The 13,504-nt window shown below is 48.6% G+C and carries 13 protein-coding genes; 3 read left to right on the top strand and 10 right to left on the bottom strand.

What is annotated here, in order from left to right; translation table 11 throughout:
* Window positions 1-250: 250 nt before the first annotated feature.
* Entirely contained in the window at window positions 251-1,144 is an 894-nt protein-coding gene (locus BUB37_RS02680; RefSeq protein ID WP_072988082.1) for an ATP-grasp domain-containing protein, read from the top strand.
* Window positions 1,135-2,109: a succinylglutamate desuccinylase/aspartoacylase family protein gene (locus tag BUB37_RS02675; RefSeq protein ID WP_072988079.1), complete on the top strand. Its 975-nt coding sequence runs from the start codon at window positions 1,135-1,137 to the stop codon at window positions 2,107-2,109. The genes BUB37_RS02680 and BUB37_RS02675 overlap by 10 nt, the downstream gene beginning before the upstream one ends.
* A 109-nt stretch (window positions 2,110-2,218) precedes the next feature.
* Here BUB37_RS02675 and BUB37_RS02670 read toward each other — a convergent pair whose 3' ends face one another.
* The 6 genes from BUB37_RS02670 to BUB37_RS02645 form a co-directional block, all read right to left on the bottom strand.
* Window positions 2,219-3,022: a hypothetical protein gene (locus tag BUB37_RS02670; protein WP_072988076.1), complete on the bottom strand. Its 804-nt coding sequence runs from the start codon at window positions 3,020-3,022 to the stop codon at window positions 2,219-2,221.
* Window positions 3,019-3,693, bottom strand: coding sequence for a collagen-like protein (locus tag BUB37_RS02665; protein WP_072988073.1), 675 nt, complete (start codon window positions 3,691-3,693; stop codon window positions 3,019-3,021). The genes BUB37_RS02670 and BUB37_RS02665 overlap by 4 nt, the downstream gene beginning before the upstream one ends.
* 141 nt (window positions 3,694-3,834) lie before the next feature.
* Window positions 3,835-4,428 (bottom strand): collagen-like triple helix repeat-containing protein, encoded by a 594-nt coding sequence (locus BUB37_RS21775; RefSeq protein ID WP_072988070.1) that lies wholly within the window; start codon window positions 4,426-4,428, stop codon window positions 3,835-3,837.
* Between the two features lie 372 nt (window positions 4,429-4,800).
* Complete coding sequence (locus tag BUB37_RS02655; RefSeq protein WP_072988067.1) at window positions 4,801-5,886, bottom strand: helix-turn-helix domain-containing protein; 1,086 nt, start codon at window positions 5,884-5,886, stop codon at window positions 4,801-4,803.
* Window positions 5,887-6,052: 166 nt separating this feature from the next.
* On the bottom strand, window positions 6,053-6,442 hold the full coding sequence (locus tag BUB37_RS02650; protein WP_072988062.1) for a DUF2721 domain-containing protein: 390 nt from the start codon (window positions 6,440-6,442) through the stop codon (window positions 6,053-6,055).
* Window positions 6,443-7,429, bottom strand: a complete 987-nt coding sequence (locus BUB37_RS02645) for a ThuA domain-containing protein (protein ID WP_072988046.1) — start codon at window positions 7,427-7,429, stop codon at window positions 6,443-6,445. It lies immediately after the preceding gene.
* A gap of 95 nt (window positions 7,430-7,524) precedes the next feature.
* Between BUB37_RS02645 and BUB37_RS02640 the strand changes: the two genes are divergently transcribed.
* Window positions 7,525-8,682: a methionine aminotransferase gene (locus BUB37_RS02640; protein WP_072988043.1), complete on the top strand. Its 1,158-nt coding sequence runs from the start codon at window positions 7,525-7,527 to the stop codon at window positions 8,680-8,682.
* Here the strand turns inward: BUB37_RS02640 and BUB37_RS02635 are convergent.
* From BUB37_RS02635 to BUB37_RS02620, 4 genes are all read right to left on the bottom strand, one after another.
* Window positions 8,679-9,212 (bottom strand): GNAT family N-acetyltransferase, encoded by a 534-nt coding sequence (locus tag BUB37_RS02635; RefSeq protein WP_072988042.1) that lies wholly within the window; start codon window positions 9,210-9,212, stop codon window positions 8,679-8,681. The two genes, BUB37_RS02640 and BUB37_RS02635, sit on opposite strands and share 4 nt — an antisense overlap.
* A gap of 406 nt (window positions 9,213-9,618) precedes the next feature.
* Complete coding sequence (locus tag BUB37_RS02630; protein ID WP_072988039.1) at window positions 9,619-10,272, bottom strand: CoA transferase subunit B; 654 nt, start codon at window positions 10,270-10,272, stop codon at window positions 9,619-9,621.
* A 58-nt stretch (window positions 10,273-10,330) separates the two neighbouring features.
* Window positions 10,331-11,032, bottom strand: coding sequence for a CoA transferase subunit A (locus tag BUB37_RS02625; protein ID WP_072988035.1), 702 nt, complete (start codon window positions 11,030-11,032; stop codon window positions 10,331-10,333).
* A gap of 120 nt (window positions 11,033-11,152) precedes the next feature.
* A complete protein-coding gene (locus BUB37_RS02620) occupies window positions 11,153-13,501 on the bottom strand; it encodes a penicillin-binding protein 1A (protein WP_072988032.1) in 2,349 nt (782 codons plus the stop codon).
* Window positions 13,502-13,504 lie beyond the last annotated feature (3 nt).

Below are 13,504 nucleotides of genomic sequence, written 5' to 3'. Positions count from 1 at the left end.
AGGTAATTTAGACCCATTTTAAGCAAGCCAAACACGTCGCGGTACCCTTGCGTCAAAAAACGTCACTTTGGAGGGGTTCGGGCAAAACGGAAAAAGGCTTAAACCCAATTTTACCCCTTTGTTTTCAGACGATTGGCCAGTATGGCTACCAAAACAGGGGCAACAAGGCCCCTTGCCAAAAATTTTCGCCCAAACTTCTTAACAAATTGTATTTTTAGGCCATTATTTATACAAACACTGTATACCTTATATGGATATCGGCCTTTTATCGGTGAGCAACAACGTTTATTCAACCCAAAGAATAGCCGAAGAGGCCGTTAACCTAGGTCATTATATCGAACAGATAGACCACACCAAGTGTTCGGTAAAGCTCGGGGGGGCGAAACCGGGCATTTACCTGAGGGAAGAGAACATTACCGACGCATTCGACGCCATTATTCCCAGGATCGGCGCCAAGGTTACCCGGCACGGGGTGGCCATCGTCAAGCAGTTCGAGATCAACGGGGTCTTTAGTTCGGCCCGTTCGCTGAGCATCGCCAGGGCGCGCAACAAGGTTCGCACCCTACAGATGATGTCGCAAAAAGGCATTCCGGTTCCGGAAACCCTGTTCTCCATCAACCCCGACAACATCGAGGCACAGATCCAGATTTTGGGAGGCACCCCCGTCATCATAAAAATTCAGGAGGGCACCCACGGACTGGGCGTTATTCTGGCGGAGTCGAACAAATCGGCCAAATCGATCATCGACACTTTTTACAAGATGGACACCAGTATTCTTCTTCAAAAATACATTGAGGAAAGCAACGGCGAAGACATTCGCGTTTTCGTCGTGGGCGATAAAGTAGTGGCCAGCATGAAACGCACCAGTGCCCTCGAGGAATTTAGGTCGAACATCCATCGCGGCGGCACCATCGAAAAGGTAAAATTATCGAAAAGGGAAAGGGAAATTGCCGTTGGCGCGGCCAAACACATAGGCCTAGGGGTGGCCGGCATCGATTTGATCCGTTCTAGAAAAGGCCCCTTGTTGATCGAGATCAACGCATCCCCGGGACTACGGGGAATCGAAGCCGCCACGGGGGTAAACGTTGCCAAGGAAATTATTCTTTACGTAGAACGCAATTGCAGACAACGAAGATGGAGGTAGAAACCAATAAAAACATTACCATTGGTGGCACGACGGTAAAACCGGGCCAAAACAAACGGGTTCAAATCGCTATCGACCGTCTGCCTACCGGAACGCTTATAGACATACCGGTATATGTTTTCAACGCTAAAAAACCCGGCCCTACCGTTTTGATCCAGGCAGGGCTGCACGGCGATGAAATAAACGGTATTGAAATCGTACGCAGGCTGTTGGCCGAAAAACACCTTCATGTGGTAAAAGGTGCGGTAATTGCCGTACCGGTCCTCAATATTTTCGGGTTTATCCATTTTTCAAGGGACGTACCCGATGGCAAGGATGTAAACCGCAGCTTTCCGGGAACGAAATCGGGGTCATTGGCCAGTAGGATCGCCTACCATTATACCTCGGAGATACTTCCTCATATCGACATGGGAATCGACCTGCATACGGGTGGGGGGCAACGCCACAATTATCCACAGGTACGTTATACCGAAGAAGATCCCGACAGTGCACACCTGGCCCAAGTTTTCAATGCCCCTGTCTCCTTTCCCTCTTCGTTGATCAAAGGCTCGTTTCGAAACACCGCGTTTAAAATGAACAAGCCCATGGTTGTCTTTGAGGCCGGTGAAAGCATGCGTTTCGACGATTACTCCATTTCAGAGGGCATGCGGGGCATTTTGAACGTTTTGGGGCACTTTAAAATGGTGCCGCCCTTACCACAAAGACAGCCTGAGCGGGATACCGGGATTCGGCTTCAAAACCGAAAATGGCTACGCGCACCTACTGCGGGAATGTTTATACCGAAGGTCACCAATGGCAGTGAAATCACCAAGGGACAGACCATAGGAATGGTTTCCGATACTTTTGGAAGACGTACAAAAAAAATAAAAGCGCCCTTTGACGGATTGGTCTTCTGTATCAACCACCAAGCCGTCATCAACCAGGGAGAGGCCCTCTTTCATGTCGGGGAAAGGCAACCTTCTTGATTTTCCAAATGTAATGCGATAATAAACAAGGGACATCAAGCCCAAGCGATTGAGATCTACACAAGGCTTCAAAGCAAAACCCAAAGCTTGATCAGACCCACCCCCTCTTCTAATCGTACCGGATGGTATAATCTATAGGCGGGGCATCATCGGTATTGTACCGGACCGAAAACTCCAGCAAATACCCATTTATGTCGCGCACCTCGTTTTCAAACAGCATCTTGTACGTTTCCCAGCCGATCGAAACCATATGCTTCTTGCTGAGCAAGTACAGTTCGTTAAGGTTTAAATAGTAGAGCATCACATACCATAACCGCATGGCCGTGGAAACATTGGCTTCATGAAAGAGTCCTTTTTCCGAATTATCGCCGTCCATCTTAATATAGGTCTCATCCACTATGGATTCGCGTATATTGCCATCGGAATCTAGGCCAATACCCACGGTAAACCCGGAATCGAAGTCTATCTGGTAGCGATTGTTCGTTTCATCGTAGGTCAACTCACTGTCCTGTTCTATTCCGTCAAAAAACACCGCAACGTCCAAAAGCTCGTTATCCGCCGAATAGTCAAATAGCATTTCATGTGTAAACCCATTTTCTTGGTCCTCAAAAACCGAGCTGATCAAGTTTTCGTCCTCATCATACTTAAATCGCGTCATTCCCTGAGAGAGATTACCATTGGTGTTTCGTCGCATTTCGATGCTACTGATCTGTTTCGAGCCGTTATAAGTAAGCGTATAGGCCACACTGTGGCCATCGTTGTAGTCGATGTCAATTTCACGTGGTAGGCCCGTTTCACTTTCTTCAGGCCTTTGTTCCCCATCAATAGGCTTTTCATCCTTAGAACACCCGAGAAAGCCGCCGGCCAGTAGCACCGATCCTATAATCAGTATTTTGTATCCCTTAGATCTCATTGCGGGATATTAAGGTACCTACACAATTCTTCGTAGTCCATTTGGCCTAAGTCGGGTCCTTCCATCGATTTTGCGGAAGAAGGCGTTCCCCCGGGAATAACGACATAGCGGTACTGCTGTATAAACGTTCCGTCTCCGACAGGACCCCCGTCCATTGATTGGACGAAAATCTGAATTTCATCTCCGTTGTGCACCAAAAAGGAATATTGGTTGTTCGAGCCGTTAAACATGACAGGCAATTGATAAAAAAGATAAACAAGGTCGCCCGTAATACCTTCGAGGAATATACGTCTTCCAAAGACAAAGATCGCACCGGTATCCATCAGTTTGGTATTCCCTTCGGGAAAATCTACCAGAAAACTAATGGCCTGTGCACCAATGTCGTCTCCCAACTCCGTGTTGAACCATTCGGAATAGATGACGTTGGCCGTACCGGCTTCGCCCTGTTCGCCATCCTGCCCGTCTTCGCCCGGTTCACCTTGCGCTCCCTGGGCACCGTTTTGCCCATCTTCACCATCTTGGCCCGCGGGCCCGGTTTCCCCTTGTATGCCCTGCTCCCCTTGGGGCCCGGCTGGTCCGGTTTCCCCACCTTGACCGTCCTTTGAACAAGAGACATTGAGGGTGAGGACCAAAAGCACACTTACTACCTTGGCAACTAAACTATACTTCATCATTTTTCTTTATATTTCTTTATATTATTGTTGTACTTGTTTCCTTGGAACGGCACCCAGCTATTCAAAAGATGGGGAAACCACCCCTCGGCCATTATGCCAAGGGGCAGTTTACAGACTGCCTGATGCACCAATTGGGATTTAATCCGAAATATTGAAACGGCTTACGACCTCCTCATAAGACAGGGTCGAAAAATCAATGGCGGACGCCTTGCTGGTTACCCCCCCTATTCCATCACCAGCTTCAACGCCTCCGGGAATCAACACATAGCGATACGTATCGAACAAAGGCGCCCCTATATTCGAACCGTCTACGGTAGCCAGCCTAATATTGATTATGCCCTCGTCAAAATAGTAGTAGTAACTGACCCCTTGGTTGCCCAAATAGGGCAGGGCATACACATTGTTGTTCGAGGTTATCTTACCGTATACCAATACAGTGCCGGTCTCGACCAACTCTTCGCTAAGTCCCGCCACGTCTACAGTACCATTGGCGGTCGACGCCTCAATATTATCGTCATCGTCGACAATAGGTGAATCGAACCAATCGGAATAGATAACATTGGCCGTACCGGGCTCTCCCTGTTCCCCTTGGGCCCCAGCCTCACCTTGTGGACCTGCGGAACCTTGCTCGCCTTGTGGGCCCTGAGGGCCGATATCACCATCTTCGCCATCCTTGGAACAGGAAACGATAGCCAACATGGCCACAAAAACACATAACAATTTAGTTTTCATAATATTGATTTTTAAGAATTTCTATACCCCAAATCTAAATTGCAACACGGGTTCCTGTGTCCGATATCTTACAAAGCACAAAAAATAGGACTCTTTTAATTAGTTGATTGTCAGGTATTTATATTGATAGTCAACAAAACATAATCGAAACACGACCTATTGTATACCATTTGGAACCATTTATACAAAAAGTACCAAACGGGCATTTTTCAAGGTTTTTTAGGAAGATAGAATACATGCTCTATGGGAATACCGATCTAGGCTCTATGGGCAGGTAGATCCCTTGGCCTAAAGCGAACACAGTAGCGGCAATCGGGTTCTAAAATATCGGTAAAAAGGGGGCCATACAATGAAGCTTAAAGGCTCGGCAACCTATGCTAACGTCATTTCAGCTTTCCAATAGCCCTTTCTAAACTGGGTCGGGGTAACCCCGGTGTGCTTTTTAAAAGCGGAGTAGAAGGTAGATTTGGAGTTGAAGCCTGCCTCCAGGCCAATGGAAAGAATGGTATAATCTTCGTACTTCGGGTCGGTAAGCATGTCCTTTGCTTCAATGACCCTATACGAATTGATATGATCGGAAAAGTTTTGCCCGCCCAGCTTATTGACCAATTGCGAGAGGTAGGTGCCGCTAATGTCCAACATATCGGCCATGGCACCTAGGCTCAGGTTGGCTTCGCGGTACATCTTTTCTTGCGCCAAAAGGCGGGTCAACTCTTTGTAATAGACCGTCCCATTGATTAGGGGCTTGGGGTTCTGAACACCTATCCGTTCCAGTTTAATGGCGGTAAGCTTGGCTATCAACTGAAAAATAAGAAGGTGGCTTTCCGTAAAAAAGCCCTTTGCCGAATGTTCCGAATCGAGCACCCCCAGTAGCTTGCCCGAGCTCATTATCGGAACGGCCAATTCAGAATACCTTTTTTTATCGTCTACGATATACTGTGCCTCTGTGGAGGTATCGGCCAACAACCTGGGTTGACCGGTTTGGGCCACACCGCCTACAATGCCCTCGCCCACTTTAATTTCCAAGGGACTCAACAGCTGTCTTCCGCCCAGGTCCTTACGGCCATAAGCGGCTTTTTGTTCCAAAACCTTCCTATCGGGGTCAAGGGTGTAGATGACACAATCCTCGAGTCCCAATTGCGAGATACAGTTTTCGGCTATGTCCCATAGTACGGCCTCCAAAGTGTCCTTGTCGAATAGGGATGAAGCAAAGTAATTTAGAACCGCTGCTTGGCGATTTCCGTGATTCCCTAGCTTTGCCAGCTCGTTTTGGTCAAAAACGCAAACCAGTCCTTTCCCCAAATAATCATTGATTGGCCGATGAAGGCCTTCGGTTGCCTGCCCTTGCCCCCCCTTTGCGCTTTTTTTTCGCCACGTACGGACAAGTTTTTCCACCACGAAGAACGCAACGGCCAATACAATGGCCCCTATTACGAAATGGTATGCCGTCAATCCCATAGGCTTGTTTTAAACTGTGCCTTCAAAATTAAGGGCTAACCGAAGGAAAGCATGCCACAATTGTAACATAGCGTGCAAGAGATGTAACAATGGCCCCACAACTTGTCCTACGACAAAGGGCCAGGCCAACGTTTGGCAAAATTATCCAAAGGAAGACAGGGAATATTCATTTTTCCATGTCGCCCAGTTGGATGGAAAGCGCCTTGGTCGAAAGCTGTACCTCGACCAAGGAAAGAACGAGGGACACCATAAGGGACAAAAGGCTGGCCCCAAAAACAAGATTCGCCCAAAGGCTTTGTTCGATATAGATCAGCGACATGGTTATTACCGCCAAAAGAAAACTGAAAATGGCAGTTGCCTGCATGTTTTTAATAATGGAAAGACGTTTACGCAACTGCCTTACCTGAAGGGCAATGGCCGAAGACTCCGTTTCTTGGTACTTTTTGTGCAATTGCCTGATCAGTGCCGCTATGGCCAGATACCTGGCATTATAGGCGAGCATGGTCAATGAAATGGCCGGAAAAAGCAGGGCCGGGATACTCAGGGTAAGCTCCATTTACTTTTCGAATTTTACAGCGCTCGACTTTTCGGCCGTTGGAAAGTTATCAGGAATTTTTTGGGTCACCTTACCGGTTGCGGCCCACTCGGCGCCGCGCAACATACTGGTCATAAAGCCCACGCTCTCCACCGAATAATCGGCATGCCCCATAATGTTGTGAAAGATGCGGCCCTTGCCGTAGTTCAGTACCATGAGGGCAGGTTCGTGCCTGCCGGTGCCCTTGTATTCCTTGGCGGAATAAGCCGTGGCCAGTATTTCCATATGCTCGGCAGGGCCCCTCAGGTGATCGTAAAGCTCGTCTTTGGTCTGCAGCCATTTTTCGGGCATCCCCTTGGTGATCGGGTGGTCGAAATTGCGTATTTGTATCTGGTATTCGTGTTGCGGGCCATGAGATCCCGCCTTGCCGGGCGAATTGTCCCGGATCAATTCACCGGCATCGTTGTAATACACGTAAGGGCCGTCTTTTTCGGTTCGGTCGCCCCAACCGCCCAATCCGATCATTTGGTTATAGGCCTCCCACTCCGGAAAGGAATTATCGGCCGCGTGAAAAACAACCAGTCCGCCCCCTTTTTTCATGAATTTCTCGAAATTTTTCTTGGTCTTTTCGGGCCAAGGTGCAGCGTTCCATCCAAAGTTGCAGACCACCACATCGTACTTTGAAAAGTTCGGGGCGAAATTCGGGTCGGCCTTTGGTTTCTCCAAGGCCTGGGTCGGGGCCATTCCCTCGATAGCATAGTCGGCAAGGAACTCCTCTCCCTTCCACGTATAGGCCGATCGCGCCACATCGACCGTAAAAAGACCCGATTCTTCCATTCGCGTCTTCAACATATAGGTAATCTTAGGCCAATGCCCGTGGTTGTTCTGCCCGTCTACGATCAGCGCCTTAATTTTCTTTTTTGGTCGATTTTCGGTCGATTGGGAAAAGGAAGGGGCACCCATAAGGACCGCCGTTAACAAAAGGGATATTGCTTTAATTGTTCTCATAATGCGATTTTGTAACCATAAATATAAGTGATTATGACGAAGTATGGACGATCAATAACATTGTCGTAAATTGACCTCCGTTGTAATCCGATATAATGGAATCAAGGAATTTATTGCCCGAATCAAAGTTACCCGATGTAAAAACGACCATTTTTACCACGGTAGGCAATTTGGCCCGAAAGCACCATGCGATCGATCTTTCCCAGGGTTTCCCCAATTTCGGGGCAGACCCCAAACTGATGCAACTGGTTTCCCGCGCCATGCAGCAGGGCCACAACCAATATGCCGCCATGCCGGGGTATTACGGGTTGCGCGAGAACATTGCCGAAAAAATCGAAAAGCTGCACGGTAGGGCGTATCATCCCGAAAAGGAAATTACGGTTACCGTCGGCGCTACCCAAGCCCTGTTTACGGCGATTACCGCCTTTGTTCATCCCGGAGACGAGGTCATCGTCATCAAGCCGGCCTACGACTGCTATGAGCCCGTAATCGAGCTCAATGGCGGTAGACCCGTGTACGTGCAGTTAGATGCCAAGGGTTATCGGATGGATTGGGAGGAATTCAAGGAAAAAATCACCCCAAAAACCCGTATGGTGATCATCAACACCCCCCATAACCCCAGCGGCAAGGTCTTTACGAAAGACGACATGTTGCGCCTGCAGGAAATTCTTCGCAACACAAACATTCTTTTGGTAAGCGACGAAGTTTACGAGCACATCGTTTTCGACGAAAAAGAGCACCAAAGCGCTTCCCGCTTCGATGACCTGGCCCGACGCAGCTTTGTATGCGCCTCATTTGGAAAGACCTTTCACGTTACCGGATGGAAAATAGGCTACTGTGTGGCCCCGGAGGCACTCATGCACGAGTTTAGAAAAACCCATCAATTCTCCGTGTTCTGTGTAGACCACCCGGTGCAACGGGCCATGGCCGAATACTTAAGGAACGAAGACCACTACCTGCAGCTCAATTCGTTCTATCAAGAAAAACGGGACTACTTTTTGAAGGCCCTCAAAAGCTCCAAATTCAAATTCACCCCTTCCGAAGGCACGTATTTTCAGTTGCTCGATTATACCCAATTTTCGGAAGAAACAGATAAAGATCTGGCCCTGCGCCTGATCACCGACCACAAACTGGCATGCATACCCATATCTTCCTTTAACGTAGGCGAACGCCAAGACGGCGTCTTGCGCTTTTGCTTTGCCAAGAAAAGGGAAACCTTGGAGAAGGCCGTGGAAATTTTATGTCGAATCTAGTTTTTTGGCCGGCGATTGACCTGCCAACGCATCAACCAGTCGGTCTGTTCGTCGTTGCCTATAAAATAAGGGTGGGTGCCGAACTTCGAGAAGCCCTGTCTTTCGTAGAATTTAATGGCCTGGGTATTTTTCTCCCAAACCCCCAGCCAAAGAAAATCCTTATGTCTTTCCCGGGCCATCCCCTTAACTTCGTCGATCAGCCATTCACCGATTTTCTGCCCCTGAAACGCCCTTAAAACATAGATACGCTCAAGCTCCATGGACTTCCCATCCCTTACATCGGTCTGGGCCATGCTCTCGTTTAATTTAAGGTAGCCTACGAGTTCGTTGTCTTTATAGGCCAAAAAGAAGAAGGAATGCGAATTGGCAAGTTCGCTGGCAAGTTGGGCTTTGGAAAAAGCCTTGTCTACGTATTGCTTAAAGTCTTCGGGGTCGTTGAGGGCCTCAAAGGCGTCGACAAAGGTCTTTCGCGAAACAAAGGCCAAAGTATCTAAATCGGCATCGGTACATTTTTTAAGGGATAGGGACATAAGACGGGTATAAAAACCCTTAAAATTAGAAAATAGGCCAAACAAAAAAGAGCAATCCTTGAAAGAATTGCTCTTTTTGTTTCTTTTTCAAAATGTAGTTTTATAGCATAAACAACTTTTTGGTCAACATAACGATTCCGCTGAGAAACTCGTTTCGGTAGACTTGAATATCTTCTTGTGTTTGGTTCATTTGGGCTTCCATAGTCTGTAGGTTTAGTTCAAAAATAGGTTTGGTTCAGTATCAGTAGTCTTTGTAATTAATAACAACCTAAAAGTACATTGGATTCCCGTAAAAATAAAATTGTTGTTGTGAACCTACTTCAAATTGTTGTGAAAAACGCCAAACGCGGGCCGTACCAGTGAAACACAGGAGCCAGAACACCGGGCAACCCGAATTTAGGCGGCATTACACGGACATTTCGGGTACTTCCCCTTCTACCACCAAGGTGCCCTCGGTGGCCTCCTTGATCTGTTCTACCGAAACCCCCGGTGCCCGCTCCTTAAGCAGAAAGCCGCGATCCGTTACCTCCAACACGGCCAGGTTGGTAACGATTTTGGTTACACAGCCTACCCCCGTTAGGGGCAAAGTACATTTTTTTAGAAGTTTTGATTGCCCGGCCCTGTTCGTATGCATCATGGCGACGATTATGTTTTCAGCGGAAGCGACCAGGTCCATTGCACCGCCCATGCCCTTGACCATTTTACCGGGAATCTTCCAGTTGGCGATGTCTCCGTTCTCCGCTACCTCCATAGCCCCTAATATGGTCAGGTCGACATGTTTGCCGCGAATCATTCCAAAACTGGTGGCCGAATCAAAAAAGGAAGCCCCGGGCAAGGTGGTAATGGTTTGTTTACCTGCATTGATAATATCGGCGTCCTCCTCCCCTTCGAACGGGAAAGGCCCCATGCCCAGCACGCCGTTTTCGCTCTGGAATTCGACATTGATATCGTCCCTTACAAAATTGGCCACCAAGGTGGGTATCCCAATTCCCAAATTGACATAATACCCGTCTTTCACCTCTTTGGCAATGCGTTTTGCAATTCCGTTTTTATCTAGCATAAGTCAAGTTTGAAGTTTTACACTATCGTTTTATCGAGAATCCACGGGTCCATAGCCCCTATTTTCGGGTCCGGACCGTTCGTTGTTCTATTCGTTTTTCGTAGTTCTTTCCTTGAAAAATCCGCTGGACGAAGATGCCCGGCACATGAATTTGGTTGGGGTCGAGCTCTCCGGCAGGAACCAGTTCTTCCACTTCGGCCACGGTAATATCGGCAGCGCCGCACATACACGGATTGAAATTACGCGCCGTACCCTTGAATATTAGGTTACCGGCCTCGTCGCCCTTCCAGGCCTTAACAAAGGCAAAATCGGCTTTGAAGGCTTCTTCGAGCACATACATCTTGCCGTTAAACTCCCTGGTCTCTTTGCCCTCGGCCACTTCGGTACCGTATCCGGCAGGGGTGTAAAAAGCCGGAAAACCCGCCTGGGCCGCCCGACACTTTTCGGCCAAGGTTCCCTGTGGCGTCAGTTCTACCTCGAGTTCACCGCTCAACATCTGGCGTTCGAACTCTTCGTTTTCGCCTACATACGAGGATATCATTTTCTTTATCTGGTGCTTTTGCAACAAGAGGCCCAACCCGAAATCGTCGACCCCGGCATTGTTGGAAATACATGTCAGTTCCTTTACGCCTATTCGCACCAGCTCGGCTATGGCATTTTCCGGAATTCCGCATAGTCCGAACCCTCCCAACATAAGGGTCATTTTGTCCTTCACCCCCTTTAGGGCAGCTTCTACACCTGTTACTTTTTTAGAAATCATGGCATTCTGTATTGTAAGGTTTAGCTAGTGTTCAATTTACGATTTTTCAAACAAAAAACCCCCGGTGATTTGAAATCGCCAGGGGTATCGTGTAAGATTTTGTTTAGGGCTCGGCCGGGATCAAAAATCAATATCCTCCAAATCTTCCTCGTTATCCAAATTTTCTTCCTGTTCCTCATCCTTCAAACTACAGTCTATCCTAATGGAGAGGTTCTCGGGTTTGGTGAATTCACCATCGGAAATGCCCAAATCCTTGTTTTGGTAGTTCTTTTTCATGTAGAGCCCCCAGATCGGCAAGGCCATGGAGGCGCCTTGGCCATAGGTAATCGATTTAAAATGTACCGAGCGTTCTTCCCCGCCGACCCAAACACCGGTCACCAAATTGGGCACCATGCCCATAAACCAACCGTCGCTTTGGTTTTGTGTCGTACCCGTCTTACCTGCAATGGGATTGGTAAAACCATAGGGGTAACCGGTTATGATTTCTTTGTAAACAGTGGTGTTCTTTTGGCCCGAATGCCTAAGCCTTGTACCCGAGCCCCCTTCGGTAACCCCCTGCATCAAATTCACCATGGCATAGGCCACGTCCTTGCTCAAAACATCCTTGGTCTCGGGGACATATTCGTACAGCACGGTCCCGTTCTTGTCCTCGATGCGGGTAACCATGACGGGTTTTACATAGACCCCTTGATTGACAAAGGTACCGTAGGCCCCCACCATTTCATATACGTTAAAATCGACCGTACCCAGTGCTATCGAAGGCACCTCGGGTATTTCTTTGTTCAAGCCCAGGTTCTTTACGATCGATACCACCGATCCCGGACCCACACGATCGATCAATTGGGCGGTCACGGTATTTACCGAGTTGGCCAAGGCATCCTTAAGGGTGTACATCTTACCGGAATACTGCCCCACCGCGTTCTTCGGGCACCAAGGTTCGGGGTTACCGTGCTTATTGGCCTCGATACAGTATTGGGTATCGGGCAATTCGTCGCAGGGCGACAACCTCAACTGGTCGATGGCCGCCGCATAGACAAAAGGTTTAAAGGTCGAACCGGCCTGACGGGCACCTTGGATAACATTGTCGTATTGAAAGTGCCTGTAATCGATACCGCCAACCCAGGCCTTTACGTGTCCGGTTTGGGGCTCCATCGACATCATGGCCGCACGTAGAAAGGTTTTGTAGTAGCGAATGGAATCCAAGGGAGTCATTATGGTATCGCGTTCACGACCATCGCTGTTCCAGTCGAAAACGGTCATTTCGGTCTTTTTGGTGAACGATTCCCGTATTTCCTTTTCCGATTTGCCCTGGCTCTTCATTTTTCGCCAACGATCGGAATTCTTCATGGCGCGCTCCATAATACGGTCTATTTCCGATTTATCGAGATCGAGAAAGGGGGCCGTCGGGTTTCGGTCGGGCGTATTTTGATGGAAGAACTCGGCCTGTAAATTGGCCATGTGCTGGCGTACGGCCTCTTCGGCATTGGCCTGCATCCGCGAATCGATGGTGGTGTAGATCTTAAGTCCGTCCAACCAAAGGCTCCATTTATCGCGCCCTCCGTCAATGGTCGGCTTGGGATTTTTCGAGATCCAATCGTTCATAAAACCTTGTAGGTACATGCGAAAGTAGGTGGCGAGGCCCTCCCTATGCGACTCCGGATGGTAATTGATGTCCATCTTGAGCGCCTGCAACGAATCCTTTTCCTTTTCGGTGATATAGCCGTATTTGGCCATTTGCCCCAAGACGGTGTTTCTTCGGTTGGTCACCAGTTCTTCCCTTCGAATGGGGTTGAAATAGGAAGAATTCTTCAACATCCCCACCAAAACGGCCGATTCCTCTACCTTGAGTTCCCCGGGTTCCTTGCCAAAGTATATCTTTGCCGCCGACCGGATACCGTCGGCATTGTTGAGAAAATCGTACTGGTTCAGGTACATGGCAATGATCTCTTCCTTGGTGTACTGCCTTTCGAGCCGGGTGGCCAAGACCCATTCCATTATCTTTTGCCGAATGGCCTCTATCTTGTTCTTGGAGCGCACCCCTACGAAAAGTTGGCGCGCCAACTGTTGGGTTATGGTACTGGCCCCGCCCTTGGTGCCCAAGTAGACCAAGGCCCTCATAAAGCCATAGGCGTCGATTCCCGAATGATCGTAGAAACGGGCGTCTTCGGTCGCTATCAAGGCGTTTACCAAATTTTGGGGAAGACTGTCGTAGGGTACGGGGGTACGGTTGTCGTCCAAATAAAACTTGCCCAATGTCTTGCCGTCGGCCGAAATAATTTCAGAGGCCAGGTTCGTCTGCGGATTTTCCAAGTATTCGTACTCGGGCATATCGATGCCCAACATGCCCCAGGAGGCCAACAGAAAAATAAGGGCTACCGACAATACACCGCCAGCGAACAGAATCCAGAACCATTTAACATATTTGAAGAAACTCTTGGTAGGCTTTTTCTTCTTAGCAACCTTTGCCATATT

Origin of the sequence: Pseudozobellia thermophila (assembly GCF_900141855.1) — a bacterium.
GTDB classification, from domain to species: Bacteria; Bacteroidota; Bacteroidia; order Flavobacteriales; family Flavobacteriaceae; genus Pseudozobellia; species Pseudozobellia thermophila.
The sequence above is the reverse complement of the archived record's forward strand: the minus strand, read 5'-3'. Positions and strand labels throughout refer to the sequence as shown.